The 18,021-nt window shown below is 43.7% G+C and carries 18 protein-coding genes; 13 read left to right on the top strand and 5 right to left on the bottom strand.

Features of this window, described 5'->3' with window-relative positions; genetic code table 11:
• Positions 1-61 precede the first annotated feature (61 nt).
• Positions 62-301, bottom strand: coding sequence for a hypothetical protein (locus tag C6Y45_RS05065; RefSeq protein ID WP_107583944.1), 240 nt, complete (start codon positions 299-301; stop codon positions 62-64).
• A 273-nt stretch (positions 302-574) separates the two neighbouring features.
• Between C6Y45_RS05065 and C6Y45_RS05060 the strand changes: the two genes are divergently transcribed.
• Positions 575-1,324, top strand: a complete 750-nt coding sequence (locus C6Y45_RS05060) for an SDR family oxidoreductase (protein ID WP_107583943.1) — start codon at positions 575-577, stop codon at positions 1,322-1,324.
• Positions 1,325-1,422: 98 nt separating this feature from the next.
• Here the strand turns inward: C6Y45_RS05060 and hpt are convergent, their stop codons facing one another.
• Positions 1,423-1,950: a hypoxanthine phosphoribosyltransferase gene (hpt, locus tag C6Y45_RS05055; RefSeq protein WP_107583942.1), complete on the bottom strand. Its 528-nt coding sequence runs from the start codon at positions 1,948-1,950 to the stop codon at positions 1,423-1,425.
• 367 nt (positions 1,951-2,317) lie between these two features.
• Here hpt and C6Y45_RS05050 point away from each other — a divergent pair, with 367 nt between their 5' ends.
• A complete protein-coding gene (locus tag C6Y45_RS05050; protein ID WP_107583941.1) occupies positions 2,318-2,659 on the top strand; it encodes a YflT domain-containing protein in 342 nt (113 codons plus the stop codon).
• Positions 2,660-2,795: 136 nt separating this feature from the next.
• Here the strand turns inward: C6Y45_RS05050 and C6Y45_RS05045 are convergent, their stop codons facing one another.
• Positions 2,796-3,998, bottom strand: coding sequence for a cation:proton antiporter (locus tag C6Y45_RS05045; RefSeq protein ID WP_160058136.1), 1,203 nt, complete (start codon positions 3,996-3,998; stop codon positions 2,796-2,798).
• Positions 3,999-4,108: 110 nt separating this feature from the next.
• On the opposite strand from C6Y45_RS05045, the gene C6Y45_RS05040 reads away from it, so the two are divergent.
• Complete coding sequence (locus C6Y45_RS05040; RefSeq protein WP_146159151.1) at positions 4,109-4,417, top strand: hypothetical protein; 309 nt, start codon at positions 4,109-4,111, stop codon at positions 4,415-4,417.
• A 228-nt stretch (positions 4,418-4,645) separates the two neighbouring features.
• Complete coding sequence (locus tag C6Y45_RS05035; RefSeq protein WP_107583938.1) at positions 4,646-5,992, top strand: Na+/H+ antiporter family protein; 1,347 nt, start codon at positions 4,646-4,648, stop codon at positions 5,990-5,992.
• Positions 5,993-6,284: 292 nt separating this feature from the next.
• Here C6Y45_RS05035 and C6Y45_RS05030 read toward each other — a convergent pair whose 3' ends face one another.
• On the bottom strand, positions 6,285-7,049 hold the full coding sequence (locus tag C6Y45_RS05030; protein ID WP_107583937.1) for a DUF3891 family protein: 765 nt from the start codon (positions 7,047-7,049) through the stop codon (positions 6,285-6,287).
• Between the two features lie 211 nt (positions 7,050-7,260).
• On the opposite strand from C6Y45_RS05030, the gene C6Y45_RS05025 reads away from it, so the two are divergent.
• Positions 7,261-7,449 carry a hypothetical protein gene (locus C6Y45_RS05025; protein ID WP_107583936.1) on the top strand — a complete coding sequence of 63 codons (189 nt, stop codon included), beginning with the start codon at positions 7,261-7,263 and terminating at the stop codon, positions 7,447-7,449.
• A 491-nt stretch (positions 7,450-7,940) separates the two neighbouring features.
• Here the strand turns inward: C6Y45_RS05025 and C6Y45_RS05020 are convergent, their stop codons facing one another.
• The gene (locus tag C6Y45_RS05020; RefSeq protein ID WP_107583935.1) at positions 7,941-9,668 is read right to left on the bottom strand and encodes an Rqc2 family fibronectin-binding protein; all 1,728 of its coding nucleotides are present in this window, start codon (positions 9,666-9,668) and stop codon (positions 7,941-7,943) included.
• Positions 9,669-9,910: 242 nt separating this feature from the next.
• Here C6Y45_RS05020 and C6Y45_RS05015 point away from each other — a divergent pair, with 242 nt between their 5' ends.
• The 8 genes from C6Y45_RS05015 (at position 9,911) to rsmB (ending at position 18,012) form a co-directional block, all read left to right on the top strand.
• Positions 9,911-10,801, top strand: a complete 891-nt coding sequence (locus tag C6Y45_RS05015) for a YicC/YloC family endoribonuclease (protein ID WP_160058134.1) — start codon at positions 9,911-9,913, stop codon at positions 10,799-10,801.
• Between the two features lie 19 nt (positions 10,802-10,820).
• Positions 10,821-11,084 (top strand): extracellular matrix/biofilm regulator RemA, encoded by a 264-nt coding sequence (gene remA / locus C6Y45_RS05010; RefSeq protein WP_026696207.1) that lies wholly within the window; start codon positions 10,821-10,823, stop codon positions 11,082-11,084.
• Positions 11,085-11,152: 68 nt separating this feature from the next.
• Positions 11,153-11,764, top strand: coding sequence for a guanylate kinase (gmk, locus tag C6Y45_RS05005; RefSeq protein WP_107583933.1), 612 nt, complete (start codon positions 11,153-11,155; stop codon positions 11,762-11,764).
• Between the two features lie 8 nt (positions 11,765-11,772).
• Entirely contained in the window at positions 11,773-11,997 is a 225-nt protein-coding gene (gene rpoZ / locus C6Y45_RS05000) for a DNA-directed RNA polymerase subunit omega (protein WP_107583932.1), read from the top strand.
• Between the two features lie 70 nt (positions 11,998-12,067).
• Positions 12,068-13,276: a bifunctional phosphopantothenoylcysteine decarboxylase/phosphopantothenate--cysteine ligase CoaBC gene (coaBC, locus tag C6Y45_RS04995; RefSeq protein ID WP_107583931.1), complete on the top strand. Its 1,209-nt coding sequence runs from the start codon at positions 12,068-12,070 to the stop codon at positions 13,274-13,276.
• Positions 13,273-15,696, top strand: coding sequence for a primosomal protein N' (priA, locus tag C6Y45_RS04990; protein ID WP_107583930.1), 2,424 nt, complete (start codon positions 13,273-13,275; stop codon positions 15,694-15,696). The genes coaBC and priA overlap by 4 nt, the downstream gene beginning before the upstream one ends.
• A gap of 20 nt (positions 15,697-15,716) precedes the next feature.
• Positions 15,717-16,658 (top strand): methionyl-tRNA formyltransferase, encoded by a 942-nt coding sequence (fmt, locus tag C6Y45_RS04985; RefSeq protein WP_107583929.1) that lies wholly within the window; start codon positions 15,717-15,719, stop codon positions 16,656-16,658.
• Entirely contained in the window at positions 16,651-18,012 is a 1,362-nt protein-coding gene (rsmB, locus tag C6Y45_RS04980) for a 16S rRNA (cytosine(967)-C(5))-methyltransferase RsmB (RefSeq protein ID WP_107584007.1), read from the top strand. The genes fmt and rsmB overlap by 8 nt, the downstream gene beginning before the upstream one ends.
• The last annotated feature ends 9 nt before the right edge of the window (positions 18,013-18,021 follow it).

Genomic DNA, 18,021 nt, shown 5'->3' with positions numbered 1-18,021 from the left:
AGAAGCCGTCAACTACATGCTTAAAAACAGGCCGGAAATCATCCGGCCTGCTTTTTTAGTGTTATAAGCTGCCAGCTGACTGTATTCCAAACAAAGTAAAAAGAGTAATGAAAATACCTCCACCTAAAAGAAAGAAGCTGTAGAAACCTTTACTGCGGAAATACTCATCAATCCCGAACAAAAACAGTACAGGTCCGGTAATATAGTAGAAAACTGTACTATTTATTAAAGAAGTCGAAAAGGCAGTGATAATCATTATAACAAGCAAAACGGCAGTAATGCGGGTAACGATGGTCAGCATAATTAAACCTCCGAAATATGTGCTATACAGCAGGGTAGCACAAAAACGCAATCAGCTCAAAAAGAGAACACTTAATTAACAATAACATTATTATGTAAACCGATTTATTTCTTCATAATCTAAAATACATAAATACTGGTATGGATTAATAAACAATTTCACGAAAACATATGAGATGCCGGCGGTGACATGCTGATAAGGTGTGGTAAGAGGAGTTTTTATGGAGTTTTTTAAGGGAACAGTACAGAGCAGTATAAATTCAGGAGGGGTTATATGAAAAATTGGAGTGAAAGAACTGTAGTGATTACCGGAGCTAGCAGCGGGATAGGAGAAGCAACAGCCGCCCGGTTTGCAGAAGAAGGAGCGAACGTAGTCGTTGCTGCGAGAAGAAAAGAAAGACTGGAGGATCTTCAAAGCCGCTTGAAAGACCTACCTGGTGATATTTCCGTCAAACCTACCGATGTTACTTCCCAGCAGGATGTGGAAGATTTGATAAAGTTTACGCTGGATAAATATGGTCAGGTGGACGTTCTCTTTAACAACGCAGGCCTCATGCCGCTCAGCTTTTTGAAAAATAAAAAAGTTGACGAATGGGATAAGATGGTGGACGTTAATATAAAAGGTGTTCTTTACGGAATAGGTGCCGTGCTTCCGCATATGCTTGAAAGAAATGAGGGGCACATTTTGACTACTTCCTCTATAGCAGGCCATGAAGTAATGCCGGCTGGAGCAGTATACTGTGGTACTAAATTCGCAGCCCGGGTAATTATGGAAGGTCTCGGCAAAGAAACAGCAGGAAGCAATGTACGTACAACATCCATTTCACCAGGTATTGTAGATACAGAATTGACAGATTCTATTACCGACGAAGAAGCGATGAATATGCTGAAAAAAGGAATTGGACTGGATCAAATAACGCCGCTTCAAGGCAAAGATATAGCAGAGGCAGTATACTATGCAGTTAATCAGCCGGAGCACGTTGACGTGAACGAAGTTATCGTACGACCTAACCGTCAAGGATAACTTTCTGAATGACACCGGCGCTGAAATTAAAAAATAGAACGGTCATGGCATAATTTGTCATGACCGTTTTATTTACTAAGAAGCACTTCAGATGGTAATTATATTTTTTTGACACTTGCGATGTAAGGAAGGTTACGATACTGCTGGGCGTAATCAATTCCGTATCCGACAATGAATTCATCAGGAATGACAAACCCGACGTAATCAATAGGAAGGTCAACCCGGCGCCGCTCTGGTTTATCCAGAAGTGTACATATTTTCAACTGCTTAGGTTTATGCATACGAAGGTGATCGATCAAAAAATCAAGCGTCAGCCCGCTGTCAACAATGTCTTCTACTACAATGACATTTTCATTTGTAATATTCGTATCGAGATCCTGCAGAAGACGAACCTTTCCGGTAGTTTCCGTCTGGCTGCCATAGCTTGAAACAGAAATAAAATCAATCTGCACACTGCTCTTTATGTCCCGCATCAAGTCCGCCGCAAATACAAACGAGCCTTTAAGAACTGCTATTAAAACAATCGGCTCATCATGAAAATCTTTTTCTATTTCTTCAGCAAGTTCTTTAACTCGTTCTTTAATGCGTTCTTCTGACAGCATAGTTTCGTTAATTTCGTAGGGCATAATGTCACACCACTTTCTTTATATGTAATTTCCTACTTCATCATACCGATTTAAATGTAACTTGTAAATTACATTTCCGGGGTGATCTTTACCCTGTGAGGTTTTTTAAAACATAAGCTTGCTCACAGGAGGAGACAAGCTTCAGCATTATTTTGAAGAGTCGGAGGCAGGTGCTTTTCCAGCAGTCAAGTGCAGAATAAGCTAACGGTGTCCCGCATACGTCAGCTGTCTGAATCCCAAATAAAAGCTGGCTTTAAAGGGATTTTCATTTATGGAGGGTTGAATATACGGCTGGGAGGGTAAAAAGAACTCTAGAAAGAATAACGGCAAAGTCAAAGCCGGAAATATATTTAAGGAGGAATTATTCATGGATCCTAAGTACAAATTGTTTCATAATGATCAGAGTCTTAACGAATCAATATCGAATCTCCGAAAAGACGGGGTGAGTGACGAAGATATTTATGTACTGTCCCACGACAATGATCACGAAAGAAGAACCCGCAAAAGTACGGATGCAAATAAAATTGGAGTGAGTGAAACAGGAACCGGTACGGCATTGAAAAATGTTTTTCGAAGTAAAGGAGACAAGCTTCGCACAAAAATGAAAGAAATGGGCATCAGTTCTGATAAGGCAGAAGATCTTGAAGAAGAGCTGGACAAAGGGAAAACTCTTCTGATTGTAACGAATCAGGATAAGGTGAATTTTTAAGAATATCATACAAATGTGAATGTATTTTAAACACTGATATTCAAATCAGTTCTTCTGCTGTTAATGCTGTGATCAGCTGTACGTTTCAAGAAAGGCCGTCTCAAATGAAAAAGCTGAGACGGCCTTTTATGATGGATTATAAGGTCCGGGGTTGGTTTCTTTTCTTAAGTTTTATAGCCGCAGGGTGAATAGCGATACTTTGAAGCAGGAGGGAAAGTATTACTGCACTGAAGCTAATTGAAAGCAGAATATCCATTTCAGCGGATGCGAGCGATTCCAGTTTAAGAATTAAGTATACGGAAACTACTCCTTTCACTCCGGAAATGCTTATTAAAAGCTGTTCTTTCCAATTAATGGATTCGATCGGCGGCAGAACTGCTGAACAAGTAGAAACTACGGCTGTTCGCAGTGCAAGGAGCACAACGAAAATGGCGGCAGCCAAAAGCCAGTACTCGTGAAACAAATAAGAAGAGGCCGCAATGCCTATCATGAGAAACAGAATGGAAAGGAAAGACACTTCCACCACTTTCCAAAAACCGTCGAGAGCTTCGCGGAAATGTCTTTCTTTTGCAGACCGGCTGAATGTGGATGAAAGAACGAGCCCCGCAAAAACTACAGCCAGTACGCCCGAAACTTGAACAAACTCCGCAGTATAAAAAACGGTATAGGCTACAACGATGCTGAGCATAATCTGGTAATAGCGCTCATGGGTCACGTGAACAGCTCTGCTGAATAACCAGCCGCCGGCGAGGCCAACCAGTATCCCTCCTCCAGAAACAACGGCAAATTGAACAGTTCCTTCCATCATACCGGGAGTTGAACCAGTGTACCAGCTGAATAAAAAGGCAAACGCAACAACACTTGTACCGTCGTTGAGCAGAGATTCCCCTTCTACTATAGTTGTTACGAGCTCATCATTTAAATCCTGCGAGAGAATCTGCATGACTGAAACCGGATCGGTAGGAGTGAGGATCGCTGCTATAAGAAACGCTGCAAGCAGCGGCACGGCAGCAAACGGCTGCATAATAAGGTAAATGGCCCAGCCTGATAAAAAAATTGTAGCAGCGAGTCCTGCGGTACCAAGAATTGTTATACCAGCGGCATACTTTTTAAGTCTTGCAGGAGAGAACTGGTAGGCTCCAGTAAAGAGGAGGGCCGGAAGAAAAATTTCATATAATATATCAGCGGTGATAGCTACTCCGCTGAAAAAAGGAATAAAGGAAAGGAAAATACCGATAATAACAAGTATACTGGGAACTGGAAGATCTTCTTTATGATGATCGAGCGTATAAACAAGATATCCTATAAATAGTAGAATAAGATAAGGCAGTGATTCCATGTGCATTATCCCTCCTTGAGACTGACAGTATGCTTCAGATTAATGATAATCTGACACCAGTGCAAAGGGCATGGGTACGGCAGATGTTATTTTAAATTACAGCGGGAGGAGTGAGTGGATTAGTTATGGACAGTTTATTATCAATTCTGGGCTGGAGTCTTTATGTCCTGCTCACAGCTCTTACGATTTTTAAAGCATTTATTACCGTTTATAGTGGAAATAAAATAGTTTCCTCTTTTTTTGTTTCCGTATTGATCATGATACTTCCTTTAACATTATTTCTATTTATTATGAACAGGCCGGTTGAAGTGGGGATACTGCATTACTTTTGGAAGGAACTTCTGGAAGGTTCATGGAGTGCACGTTATCTGGTGTTTCTTCATGTGTATATCATCATTTGGTGGCTGTATGTAAAGTGAAGAGAAATTTGCTTTTGAATAGTGATGCCTAAGTTTCTATAAATATTCGGTATTACCGTCAGTTCCTTCCATACATAAAGTAATAAAAGAAAGCAGAAAGGTACTGTCTCTTCGAACGACCCAGCTCCTAAAAAAGCATTTGACGCACCTGAAAACCCGTGGTATTCTCAATAAGTCTTTTTTCCATTAGTGATTTATCAAACTAAAGTACCGGGGGAGTTATTGTTAATGAATGCTGTAATTGTAGCTGTCTTAGTAATGATTATTTTAAGTCTTTCAAGAGTGCACGTTGTGCTGGCACTGCTGTTCGGAGCTATAGCGGGTGGGTTAACAGCAGGCATGTCGCTCACAGAAACTATAGAAATTTTTAGTGCAGGACTCGGGACAAATGCGGAAATAGCACTGAGCTATGGCTTGTTAGGTGCTTTTGCCATTGCAGTAAGTTTTACGGGTCTTCCGGATTTGATGGTTCGCGCAGCTGTGAAATTGGTGGGCAGGGAAGGGGAAGCAAGAAGAAAATCACTGACAAAAGTTCTGATGCTTTTTATCATTGCTCTTATTGCCTGTTTTTCACAAAATCTCGTTCCCGTCCACATTGCTTTTATACCTTTGCTGATTCCGCCGCTTCTAAAAGTATTTAATGAGCTCGCAGTGGACCGGAGAGCAGCAGCCACAGCACTGACTTTCGGTTTAAAAGCGCCTTATATATTAATCCCGGCAGGGTACGGGTTAATATTTCACGGAACAATTGCTGAAAACATGGAAGCGAGCGGGATGGCGATCAATCCATCAGATATTCCATTTGCCATGATTCTTCCCGTGACAGGAATGCTCCTGGGCCTCGTTTTCGCCGTGTTGTTCAGTTACCGGAAGCCCAGAAAATATGCGGACAAAGAACTGACTGCAGAAAACGAGCAGGCACCGCAGCGTCCGGTTTCTACAGCCGGAGTACTCGTCGGCCTCGGGGCTATTACAGCTGTTCTCGTTGCACAGGTAACTTCCGGTTCGATGATATTGGGAGTATTCACAGGTCTTGTAATACTGTATGTATACTTTGGAGTACTTCATGTGACGAAAAAATTTACACTGCAGGAAGCGGATGAACTGCTGACGAATGGTATGAAAATGCTTGCTTTTATTGGTTTTGTCATGATAACAGCCGGAGGCTTTGCTGAAGTCATCAGAGAATCCGGGCACGTAGATCTGCTTGTTGAAGGAGCTTCCGGCTGGTTTGAAGGAAGAACAGGCCTTGCAGCGATTGCTATGCTTCTGATTGGTCTCTTTATAACGATGGGAATTGGTTCTTCTTTTGCGACCGTCCCCATTCTTGCTGCTATATTTGTTCCTCTTGCAGCTTCACTCGGTTTTTCTGAAATGGCCGTTATTGCTCTTATAGGGACAGCCGGTGCTTTAGGTGATGCCGGCAGTCCTGCATCCGACAGTACATTGGGACCAACCGCAGGTTTAAATGCTGACGGACAGCACAATCATATTTGGGATACAGTAGTTCCTACATTTCTTCACTTTAACATCCCACTGCTTATTTTAGGCTGGGCAGCGGCAATGCTGCTGTGAAGAAATCGGAGAGTATATCCTGCCGATTCCAGCAGGAAATGCATAAAAATATTCGCTGGAGATAAAACTAAAAGTTTACAAGAAAAACTTCATTAATACGTTGAAAGCCTGTCAACTAGTCTTGACAGGCTTTTCCTATGTTGAAAATTAAGAGGAGCGATTTCGTTCCATGGGGGAGGCATTCGGATGGAGGTGAAGTTCCCACCGGACAACCTCAAACTTTAACATAGCTGTCTTTTAAAAAGCAGCTGCGCTTCTCTCATGGAGCACCCCGTTTTAAAAATCACTATCGTCAGCATTGTATCGTGATTACATGATCTTCCGGTACAGCCTCCTGCCAAGCATACATTAATCCGTTTCCCTCTACTGACTTTTTATCAACTGATCTGAAACGGAGTGTCGTGCTGAAGTTTTGATTGAAAGGAAAGGGATTTATTTGGAGATCTTTATTCGTCTTCCAGGCAGCAGTAATATCCTGCCCATTTGTAAAAGGGAATTTGTGTGAATTTTTAAATCCATCCCGGTTATTATAATAAACCTTTTCTGTTCCTGGGCTGTTCATACAGATAAAAAGCGATAAGCTGTCACACAGCTGAAGCAGTTGAAAATGGTCTTCGATATCCGCCGTATGTTCTATCCCGGTAATCCCGAGTTTATCTTTAATTCGTTTCTGCCGCAGCTTTTCGTTTTCAAAAAACGATTTACTGCTGGGATCCTGAGCATCCACGAGGGAACAGTAATGAAGGCTGTTCAGCAGACCGGCGTAAAGGTTTGTGGATTCGACAAGGTCAATGCCATGTTTATAATGTATTAATTTCGGCCTTACTGGATAGTCGATAAAAGAAAAGGGGCGTTTTACCGTATCGTTATAAAAAGGCGCAGCGTCGATTTCTTTCCAGGCTTTATCATGGCTATAGACCGAGATCACCATATCTTCGACGCGTTTCAATGAGGCAAGGAACTGTGTATTCCAGGCTGCGGCCATATCACCGGAAACTACAGCATGGTCCTCCTGGGTAATCATAATAAAATGAGTCGAATCGTCGCGAATAATCATCAGTTTCCTCCTTCAAAAAGGGATATACTTTTTTATACATAAATTGTAATACTTTTACTGTAGTGTTTTACAAGTAAATAATCAAGCGCCTGCCTTATACATGAGAGCTGTACGAAGGAGCTTTTAATCCGGCTTAAAAGCGTTTTATAGTCTCCCGGAATAATTTCTGTTAAAGTGATAAAGAACAAAATTTGTAGTAAAGGGAGATACTATGTCTGAAAAAAGAAAACAGCTGCTTATGCTGGGATTTTCGCTGCTCATCCCGGTTATACTGTATATAGTGCTGAACATGTTCTTTGAAATGCCGGTATGGATTCTTCCGGCTATGATAATTATTACGCTGATAGCAAATATGAAAGTGGACACGAAGGTAAAAAAATCGGATTATAAACAGGATTAACTCACAGTATAAACAGATTCCGTTCCTGGATAGTTCTGTCTCAAAGTTGAAGCATCTGCTCTAATGTATTTATGGAAACTGACTGTCACAAACCGAGCGCGTTCATTATGTGTTTCGGCTGATACATTTTTTCTGCGGTCTGTGAAGGCCATAATTTTATGCTGCTTCATTAATCGCCATAAATAGATTTTCCACCGCTGCTGAACCAACCGGAAGCAGAAAAGGTATACTGGTACATAGTTTTTCAACAGAGGAAAGGCCTGACAGACAATATCTGACAGGCCTTTCCTCTGTTAATTAAGTCACTGTACCTGGAGCTTCCTTTATCTCTGGGCGAAAAAAGGGATTCTTTCCTGCATCTTCTCCGCCGTTATTATTCATCCACCCTGCAATTACTTTTCGAAACTGTCTGAGTGTTCAGGCAGTCAAATGTTTCGAGCCGTAAACAGTGGGCAGGTGGAATTAGCGTTTCAGTTAACCATTAGGCAGTTTCAGGAATGTTTCTTTTTAAAATTTTGTTTTAATTGGCTAACAGTATCCTCTGCCGGGGTAACATATAAAGTGGTCTGTCGGTCGTATGTTACAAACCCGGGTTTAGCGCCGCTTGGCTTTTTAACATGTCTGATAAGTGTAAAATCGACGGGTACGTTGGATGACATGCGGCTTTTACTAAAGTAGGCGGCTAGAAGCGCAGCCTCAGCTATCGTCTCGTCATCTGGATCGGTATCTCTGATGAGTACGTGGGAGCCGGGAATGTCTTTCACGTGCAGCCAGGTATCGTCCTGACGGGCCATTTTAGTAGTCAAGTATTCGTTCTGCTTGTTGTTCTTACCGACGTACAGATCAATTCCGGCAGAAGAAACGTAACGGTCCAGTACCGGCTTATCCTGTTTTTTCTTTTTCCGCGTGCTGGATTTCTTTTTTAAATATCCACCCTGAACCAGTTCTTCCCTGATATCCTCGATGTCTTCAGAAGAAGCCAGCTCCATCTGCTGCAGCAGCCGGTCGAAATATTCCATTTCTACTTTTGCATTTTTAATTTCTTTCTGTACAAACTGCACAGAATTTTTTAATTTATGATATTTTTTAAAATACTGCTGGGCATTTTCAGAAGCTGATTTTCTTGGAGAAAGAGGAATGGAAAGTTCATTTTGATTTTCATCATAATAATCCACCACCGTAACTTCTTTCTGACCCGGTTGGACGATATGCATGTGAGCTGTAAGAAGCTCCCCGTATTTCTGCTGCTCAGCGGCTTTGTCGGCATCCTTTAAAGTTTTTTCCAGTTTTTTGATTTTCTTTTTGTTTTTTTCGTATTCGTTTTTCAAAAGACGCTCAAGGTCAAAAGCACGCTGTTTAACCCGGTCCCGCTCAGCTTTATTAGTGAAAAATTTGTCGAGCATTTCATGGACAGTATCGTATGTGGATACGTTCCCATGTTTATGGTGCATAGGCACAACAGAAAAACTTTCCCGGTTTGATTCAGTGATTATACCGTATTCAAATTGATAGTTCTTTACAGGGTTGATAACTGATTCGAAAGCATCCCTTAGTGTATCGGCGTTTAAAAATCGGGCGCGGTAAATTATTTCCTGTATAACCTGAGGTGAAAAACCGCTGAATAACTGAAGCAGCTGTTTGTCCATTTTACCCGCGTTAAAATCAACGGCTCGTATCAGCTCTTCACCCGAAGTTTCAAGAGGATTCTTTTTGTCCATGTGAGGAGGTTCAAGGTACGGCCGTCCGGGAAGTACCGTACGGTACTGTGATAGAGAAGGTGGAATATGCTTTATACTTTCCAGGATTGTATTGTTCTCAGAATCAAGAAATATTAAGTTGCTGTGTCTGCCCATTAGTTCCAGTATGAGCTTTTTGTAGGAAACGTCCCCAAGTTCGTTTCTTCCTTTGAAGGATATCGTTACTACCCGTTCCAGTCCTGTCTGTTCAAATGATTCGATTACAGCCCCTTCCAGATGCTTTCGGAGGACCATACAGAAAAGCGGGGGTTCCGAAGGATTCTGGAATTTCACATCTGTTAAGTGAAAGCGGGCGAAATTAGGGTTTACTGATAGAAAAAGCGGATAATTTTTCCCCTGTGCCCTTATCGTTATAACAAGGTCGGTAGGGTAGGGCTGGTGGATTTTAACCACTCTGCCTGACTGCAGTCTATTCTGCAGGTCATATGTTACGGCTCGTGTTGCAATACCGTCAAAAGCCATGTGTGGTGCCTCCTTTATCTTCACTACCAGCCTATTATAACAGACACTCGTTTGTCGGACCGTATAAAATGCTGTAGGATTAAACGAAGATGTATTACAGCTTCTGTGAAAGGTCCATACAGCCTGTTCCTCATCAGAACACATACTGCCAGCCGGTATTATTTACCGGGGGGATTGGACACAATATACGTTGTGTATGAGCTGGGCTTGTTGAAAATAAAAATATTAGTTAGAATAAAAGAGTGGATGTGATAGCTATGGTGAGAAGTATGACCGGATTTGGCCGCTCAGTGAAACAAATCAGCCACGGTCGGGTGACAGTCGAAATTAGGGCTGTTAATCATCGATTTTCTGATGTCAGCGTTAAACTTCCAAAACAGTGGAGTTTCATGGAAGAGAAAGTCCGCCGGTGGTCGGCCTCTGACATTCTTCGCGGAAAAGTGGAAGTTTCGGTGTACCTTGAATCAGAAGGTTCACCTGGTGAAGTACATATTAACTGGCCCCTGCTTACACAATTTCAAAAGAAGTTTGATGAATTGAAGGAAGCAACGGGATCAGCCGAGGATTTTCCGGCAGCAGCCATGCTTCAGCATAGTGACATCGTCTATATGAAACAACCGGAAGCAGATTCGGAACTGCTGGCGGAAGAACTCAGCGGCTGTGTAACTGAGGCTGCCCGGGAAGTGATGAAAATGCGCCGGATGGAAGGCAGACTGCTTAAGGAGGATCTGCAGAAAAAAACAGATCGACTCCGGCAGTTGACAGAAAGGATAAGCATGGAGGCTCCTCTGACTAAAAAAACAGTTTATGAGCGTCTGCGTCAGCGTGCAGAGGAATTTTTATCAGGGGTGGAAGTGGATGAAAGCCGCCTTTTGACAGAAGTTGCTGTGCACGTGGAAAAAGCGGATATAGAAGAAGAGCTTATAAGAATCGAAAGTCACATCGGGCAGTTTTTAAATACTCTCGAAGCAGAGGGAGCTGTTGGAAGAAAACTGGACTTTCTTCTTCAGGAGCTGAACCGTGAAGTAAATACGATCGGTTCAAAAGCAGCTTCAGCAGAAACAGGCGCCCTCGCTGTGGAAATGAAAGATGAGATCGAAAAGCTCAGAGAGCAGGTGCAGAATATTGAATAGGAAAAGAGGAGATCTTTCAGTGGATATTAAACTTATAAACATAGGCTTTGGCAATATTGTATCAGCAAACCGCATAATTTCTATTGTGAGCCCGGAATCGGCTCCGATAAAAAGAATCATTTCAGACGCCCGCGACCGAAATATGCTCGTTGATGCGACCTATGGGAGACGTACGAGAGCGGTTATAATAGCTGACAGTGATCACGTTATACTTTCTGCAGTACAGCCGGAAACGGTTGCTCAGCGAGTAATTACGAGTAAGGAAGATGCTACGGAAGAATAGAAAGACCGTGACGGAGCTGAGCTCCCCGTGCTATACTACGATAATACTGTACTAAGTGGAGGAAAAGAATGAAGCGTGAAAAAGGATTGCTCATCGTCCTCTCCGGACCTTCCGGGGTGGGCAAAGGGACAGTTTGTGGTGCCTTAAGAGAGCAGGATACAGACATTAAATATTCCGTTTCTGCAACTACACGCAGTCCGCGTGAAGGGGAAGTGGACGGGGTGAACTATTTTTTCAAATCTAAAGAAGAATTCGAGCGCATGATCCGTGAAGGAGAAATGCTTGAACATGCAAAGTACGTAAATAACTATTATGGAACACCCCGCACGTATGTTGAAGAAATGATCAATAAAGGACACGACGTTATCCTTGAAATTGAAGTCCAGGGAGCTCTTCAGGTTAAAGAAAGTTTTCCAGAAGGCGTATTTATTTTTCTTATGCCCCCGAGCCTGCATGAACTGAGGAATCGTATTGAAGGACGTGGAACTGAAACAGGCGACCTCATCGACAGCCGTATGACTGTGGCCAAAGAAGAAATTGACTTAATGGATAATTACGATTATGTCGTGGAAAATGATAAAGTGGAACTGGCGGTAGAACGTATAAAATCTATTGTTACTGCTGAAAACTGTAAAAAAGACCGTTTGATTCATCAATATAAACAACTAGCCGAGGAGTGATTAAAACGATGCTTCAGCCATCGATCGATTCATTACAAACAAAGATTAACTCGAAGTACACGCTTGTGACGGTTTCTGCCCAGCGGGCGCGCCAGCTTCGTGAGCATCCAGAAAAGTTCAATCAGCCGGATGGTGCCAAATCCGTTAATTATGTAGGTATGGCTCTGGAAGAAATTGATGCAGAACAGCTGAGTTTTGAACTAAACGAAGATGACGTAAAGGAAACGATCTGAGCATCAGATCGTTTTTCTTTTGGTTTCAGCTGAATCTGCTGATGACAAAATCTACGGAGGGGAATGGCATATGGAGAGGAAAAAAAGAGTGCTCTTGGCAGTTTCGGGAGGAATAGCGGCTTTCAAAGCAGCGGCTTTAACTTCCAAATTAGTACAGGCAGGGTACGAGGTGAAAGTTCTGATGACGCCTCATGCCCAGGAATTTGTTACACCTCTGACATTTCAGGCACTTTCAAGAGATCATGTTTATACTGATACGTTTACTGAACCGGATCCTGCAGGCATCGCCCACATTGATGTGGCAGACTGGGCGGACCTGATCTTTGTAGCACCTGCTTCAGCGAATATTATAGGTAAGCTTGCGAACGGTATAGCTGATGACATGGTCACCACCACTCTGCTTGCAGCAACAGCTCCCGTTTATATCGCTCCGGCTATGAATGTACATATGTACGCTCATCCTGCGGTTCTGCGCAATATGCAGCAGCTGGAGAAAGACGGATATTATTTTGTGGAACCCGACGAAGGATATCTGGCCTGCGGATATACAGGGAAAGGCAGAATGGCAGAACCGGAGGATCTTCTGGCCATGGTGAATTATCATTTCACTAAACAGAGCCATCCGGAGTGGCACGGAAAAAAAGTACTTGTTACAGCAGGACCTACCCAGGAAGTGCTCGACCCTGTACGGTTTCTCTCCAACAGGTCTTCTGGAAAAATGGGCTTTGCCATCGCCGGGGAGGCTGCTGCAAGAGGAGCGGACGTAACGCTTATAGCAGGCCCCGTTTCCCTTCCGGACCCGCACGGGGTTCGCAGAATTAATGTACAGTCAGCTGAAGATATGTACAATGCAGTCATGTCTGAAGCTGAAAGAATGGATATAATTATCAAAGCGGCAGCGGTTTCCGATTACACTCCCGCTGAAACTACGGCCCATAAAGTTAAAAAATCGGACCGCCCTTTAAGTATCGAAATGGAACGCACGAAAGATATCCTTCAGGAACTCGGGAGCAGAAAAAAAGATCAGGTACTTGTCGGTTTTGCAGCAGAAACCCAGGACATTGCACGTTATGCTGAAGAAAAACTGAATAAAAAAAATGCCGATATGATCTGTGCCAATTCTGTAATAGAAGCGGGCTCCGGATTTCAGGGGGATACTAACGCACTTACCTTATTCTTTAAAGCCCTTCCACCTCAGGAAATACCGCTGACATCCAAGACTAAAGCCGCAGAACTTATACTCGATGCAGCTGCCGGTCTGACGGGGAAAACAAAATGATAGCAAAAGTCATTGTAGACGTTCCTTCACAGGCTGTTGACCGGATGTTTGACTACTCAGTACCTGACTCGCTGGCAAAAACACTGGTTGTAGGATGCAGAGTCCACGTTCCGTTTGCGAACAGGCCCGTACAGGGATTCGTAGCGGAACTTTCCGATTCAACGGAAGTCCCAAAGCATAAGCTGAAACCTGTGACTGAACAGCTGGACCTGGTCCCGCCGCTTACGGAAGAACTTCTGCAGTTAGCGGAAAAGATAAAAACCGAAACCTTATCCCTTCATGTAGCTGTGCTGAAGGCAATGCTTCCCCAGGCGATGCGTGCCAAGTACAAAAAAATATTAACAGTGACAGCAGAAATAAATAAGCTGGACCCTCTGCTTCAGCCGTATTTTAAAACTTCTGAGGATGTTATCGAATGGGATGAGTGGATTAAAAATGCTTCCGAAAATGAGATAAAATCGGCCGTTTCTTCCCTGAGAAAAGGTCTGCTGTCAGCAGAGCCGGTCGTTACTACAAAAGATGCAGCGAAAAAAAGACTTGTTTATTCGCTTAAAGAAGAAAGCCGTCAGGCCATGAAAGAGGCGGAGTCCCTTCAGAAAAAAGCCCCAAAACAGGCGGCAGTGCTGCGTTTTCTGTCTGAGAGGCCGAATGATAAAGCCTATACTGCACAGGAACTTTCCGAATATGGCTCCAAAGCTGCCCTGGATGCACTGGTGGAGAAGGGGTGGCTTGCAAAACAGGAAACAGTCGTAAAACGGGATCCCTACGAAGGAAGGGAATTTGAATCATCTGAAAACCTTCCTCTGCTTGAAGATCAGGCAGTTGTCTTAGGTGAAATTACAGCAGCAATGGATGAAAAAGAACATAGAACATTTCTTCTCCGGGGTGTGACCGGCAGTGGAAAGACGGAAATTTACCTTCAGGCGATCGACCGTACGCTGAAAGAGGGTAAAGAAGCTATCGTACTTGTCCCTGAAATCTCTTTAACACCTCAGATGGTGAACCGTTTTAAAGCGAGGTTTGGTTCCAGAGTGGCGGTAATGCACAGCGCCCTCTCCAAAGGTGAAAAATACGATGAATGGAAAAAGATACGTGATGGGGAAGTGGATGTCGTTGTTGGAGCGAGGTCAGCTGTTTTCGCGCCATTCACTAATTTAGGAATTATCATCATCGATGAAGAACATGAGGCCAGCTATAAACAGGAAGAGGCTCCGCGTTACCATGCCAGAACGGTAGCTGTTGCCAGGGCGGAACATTATAACTGTCCGGTCGTGCTCGGGAGCGCGACCCCTTCTCTGGAAAGTTATGCAAGAGCCCAGAAAGGGGTCTATCAGCTTCTTACGATGGAAAACAGAGTGAATGACGCTGTTATGCCTTCTGTAACTTTAATTGATATGAGGGAAGAGCTGCGTACCGGAAATCGTTCCATGTTTTCTGAGGATCTTCTTGATAAGATGGAAGAACGCAGACTGAAAGGAGAACAGACTGTCCTGCTTTTAAACAGACGCGGCTACTCCACGTTTATAATGTGCCGGGAATGCGGTTTTGTCCCTGAATGTCCGCACTGTGACATTTCGCTTACGTATCACCGTACCAATCAGGCTCTGCAGTGTCATTACTGCGGGTACAGGGAAACGGTTCCTGTGAGGTGTCCCGACTGTGACAGTGACCAGATAAGGTTTTTTGGGACCGGTACCCAGAAGGTGGAGGAAGAATTAAAAAAGCAGCTGGATGGTATCCGTATTATAAGAATGGACGTTGATACAACCAGGACTAAAGGAGCTCATGAAAAACTGCTTACTAAGTTCGGCCGGGGGGAAGCTGATGTGCTTCTCGGAACACAGATGATAGCTAAAGGTCTGGATTACCCGAATATTACTCTAGTCGGTGTTCTTGCAGCTGACTCTATGCTTCATCTCCCGGATTTCAGAGCTTCAGAGCGAACGTTTCAGCTGCTGACCCAGGTGGCAGGGAGAGCCGGCAGACACAAAAAAACGGGTGAAGTGCTTATCCAGACGTATTCCCCGGAACACTACAGTATTACGGAAGTAAAACAGCATGATTTTTTGTCTTTTTATCAGAAGGAAATGCAGATGAGAAAGATGGGGGGATATCCTCCGTATTATTATTTAACAATGCTGCAGGTTAGCCATACCGATCTGCATAAAACGGTACAGTTTACAGAAAAAATTACTGACTTCCTGCGTCAGAACCTGTCTGATACAACGAAAGTTTTTGGTCCGGTCGCTTCTCCCATCCCCCGCATCAAAGATAGATATCGCTATCAAGTCATGATAAAATACAAAATTGAACCGCAGCTTGCTGATGTACTTCATGAACTGATGGTTTCCCTGCAGACAGATATTGCACGGACGGACCTGCAGGTGATAATAGACACCAACCCGCATATGATGATGTAGATTCAGGAAGGATGAGAAAAATGAAAATTGTTTTTATGGGAACACCGGATTTTGCAGTTCCTGTTATGGAGGCGGTTCAGGAAGCCGGACACGACATAGCTCTCGTTGTTACACAGCCGGACCGGCCGAAAGGAAGAAAGAAAACTCTTACTCCTCCCCCGGTAAAAACAGCAGCTGAGAGGCTTGACCTTCCTGTTTTTCAGCCGGAAAAAATTAAGGAAGATTATCAGCCTGTTTTAGAGGCTGCGCCGGATCTGATAGTTACTGCTGCGTTTGGGCAGCTTCTGCCTAAGAAAGTACTCGATATTCCTGAACTTGGAGCTGTAAACGTGCATGCTTCTCTGCTTCCTAAGTACAGAGGCGGAGCTCCAATACATTATGCTGTAATGAATGGCGAAAAAGAAACAGGGATTACTATTATGTACATGGCTGAAAAACTGGATGCCGGAGATATGCTCCTTAAACGATCTATTCCGATTAATCCGGACGACACGACCGGAACAATGCATGACAAACTAAGCCTGCTCGGAGCAGAAATGATAAAGGAAATTCTTCCTATGCTTGAAAAAGGCGAAGTGGAACCGGAGCCTCAAAACAGTAGTGAAGCAACATTTGCTCCGAATATTACGAAAGAAAAGGAATTTATCAACTGGGAAGCGCCGGCAGAAGAAGTCAGCAGCCAGATAAGAGGCCTTAATCCCTGGCCTGCAGCCTATACTACTTTTTTCGGTAAAAGGCTTAAAGTCTGGGAGGCAGAGCCGGTTGAAGGGTCGGTGAACGATCTTCCCGGAACAGTAACGGCTGTAACAGATAAAGCTGTACATGTAGCGTGCGGCAGCGGAACAGTCCTGGCATTAAAAAAAGTGCAGCCATCTGGTAAGAAGCCGATGGATATAGCAACTTTTTATAATGGTCAGGGCAGAGATGTAAAAGCGGGGACGGTGCTTGGAATCGATGAGTAATTCAAATGTAAGGGAAGCTTCGCTGGATGCTCTCTTAAAAATTCATAAAAACCAGACTTACAGCAATCTTCTGCTTAATGATGTTATTAACCAGAAAAAGCTCAGTAAAGTAGATGTCCCTCTCTATACTCAAATCGTTTACGGAACACTCCAGCAGCAGCGGTATATTGATTTCATTCTTGAAAGTTTCAGCAGAAAAGCTCTGGATAAACTTGAGCCCTGGATGCTTGTCCTCCTGAGACTCAGTATTTACCAGCTTAAATTTCTGGACAGAGTGCCTGATCATGCTGTTTTAAATGAAGCGGTTACAATAGCAAAGCAGAGGGGACATAAAGGCATTTCAGGAATGGTAAATGGCATCCTGCGTTCTTACCTTCGAAATGGGGACCCGGAACTTAAAGAAGCCGGCAGTCCATTAGTACAGCTCGCCGTCAAAACCTCCCATCCTGATTGGATGATAGAAAGATGGGTGAGTCAGTACGGTTGGGAAACTGCTGAAGAAGTCGCAGAAGCAAACAATCAGCCGCCCGGAACTTCTGTAAGAATTAATCCGCTCCGCGTTACCAGAGATGAAGCAGTAACGGAACTTCAGGAGGAAGGGCTGGAGCTGGAAATCAGTCCATTACTACCGGAAGATTCGCTGCGTATTCATAGAGGATCAGCGGCTGCTACGAGGGCCTTTCAGGAAGGAAGAATTACTATTCAGGATGAAAGCTCCATGATGGCCGGAAAGGTCCTTGCACCGAATTCAGGCGAACGGATACTGGATGCGTGTGCAGCACCTGGAGGAAAAACTACCCACCTGGCTGAGCAGATGCAAAATACGGGAGAAGTAATAAGTGTCGATCTTCATGAACATAAGATCCGCTTAATTAATCAACAGGCGGAACGATTGGGTCTGACTAATATTACCTCCCGGACCGGCGACGCCAGAACACTTGAATTGGAAGCGGCCGGCAGTTTCGATAAAATTCTGGTGGATGCACCGTGTTCCGGTCTTGGTGTTATACGCCGCAAACCAGACATGAAATGGACAAAACAACAGAAAGATCTTGAACGTCTCGTCTCCATTCAAAAAGAAATTCTCCAATCTGTATGGAAACTGCTGAAACCAGGGGGCAGACTGATTTACAGCACTTGTACAATAGATAAACACGAAAACGAACTGCAGGTTAAACGGTTCTTGGAAGATCATGACGATGCTTTGGCAGATCAGAAAATGTCCGACCGGCTTCCTGAAAAAGTAAAACAAGCTGTACAGGAAAATTATATGCTTCAGCTTATGCCGGGAAAATTCGGTACTGACGGTTTCTTTATGGCTTCATTGGAGAAGCGGTCCGACCAGGGAGAGTGAGGTGCCTAA

Source organism: Alkalicoccus saliphilus (assembly GCF_003044065.1).
Classification (GTDB): domain Bacteria; phylum Bacillota; class Bacilli; order Bacillales; family Salisediminibacteriaceae; genus Alkalicoccus; species Alkalicoccus saliphilus.
The sequence above is the reverse complement of the archived record's forward strand: the minus strand, read 5'-3'. Positions and strand labels throughout refer to the sequence as shown.

What these genes read in the sequence shown, in the direction of transcription:
- priA (WP_107583930.1), top strand. Translation starts at nt 13,273, where the DNA reads ATGATAGCAAAAGTCATTGTAGACGTTCCTTCACAGGCTGTTGACCGG.
- C6Y45_RS05025 (WP_107583936.1), top strand. Translation starts at nt 7,261, where the DNA reads ATGTCTGAAAAAAGAAAACAGCTGCTTATGCTGGGATTTTCGCTGCTC.
- fmt (WP_107583929.1), top strand. Translation starts at nt 15,717, where the DNA reads ATGAAAATTGTTTTTATGGGAACACCGGATTTTGCAGTTCCTGTTATG.
- C6Y45_RS05020 (WP_107583935.1), bottom strand. Translation starts at nt 9,668, where the DNA reads ATGGCTTTTGACGGTATTGCAACACGAGCCGTAACATATGACCTGCAG.
- C6Y45_RS05065 (WP_107583944.1), bottom strand. Translation starts at nt 301, where the DNA reads ATGCTGACCATCGTTACCCGCATTACTGCCGTTTTGCTTGTTATAATG.
- rsmB (WP_107584007.1), top strand. Translation starts at nt 16,651, where the DNA reads ATGAGTAATTCAAATGTAAGGGAAGCTTCGCTGGATGCTCTCTTAAAA.
- hpt (WP_107583942.1), bottom strand. Translation starts at nt 1,950, where the DNA reads ATGCCCTACGAAATTAACGAAACTATGCTGTCAGAAGAACGCATTAAA.
- C6Y45_RS05035 (WP_107583938.1), top strand. Translation starts at nt 4,646, where the DNA reads ATGAATGCTGTAATTGTAGCTGTCTTAGTAATGATTATTTTAAGTCTT.
- C6Y45_RS05060 (WP_107583943.1), top strand. Translation starts at nt 575, where the DNA reads ATGAAAAATTGGAGTGAAAGAACTGTAGTGATTACCGGAGCTAGCAGC.
- C6Y45_RS05030 (WP_107583937.1), bottom strand. Translation starts at nt 7,049, where the DNA reads ATGATTATTCGCGACGATTCGACTCATTTTATTATGATTACCCAGGAG.
- C6Y45_RS05050 (WP_107583941.1), top strand. Translation starts at nt 2,318, where the DNA reads ATGGATCCTAAGTACAAATTGTTTCATAATGATCAGAGTCTTAACGAA.
- gmk (WP_107583933.1), top strand. Translation starts at nt 11,153, where the DNA reads ATGAAGCGTGAAAAAGGATTGCTCATCGTCCTCTCCGGACCTTCCGGG.
- coaBC (WP_107583931.1), top strand. Translation starts at nt 12,068, where the DNA reads ATGGAGAGGAAAAAAAGAGTGCTCTTGGCAGTTTCGGGAGGAATAGCG.
- C6Y45_RS05045 (WP_160058136.1), bottom strand. Translation starts at nt 3,998, where the DNA reads ATGGAATCACTGCCTTATCTTATTCTACTATTTATAGGATATCTTGTT.
- rpoZ (WP_107583932.1), top strand. Translation starts at nt 11,773, where the DNA reads ATGCTTCAGCCATCGATCGATTCATTACAAACAAAGATTAACTCGAAG.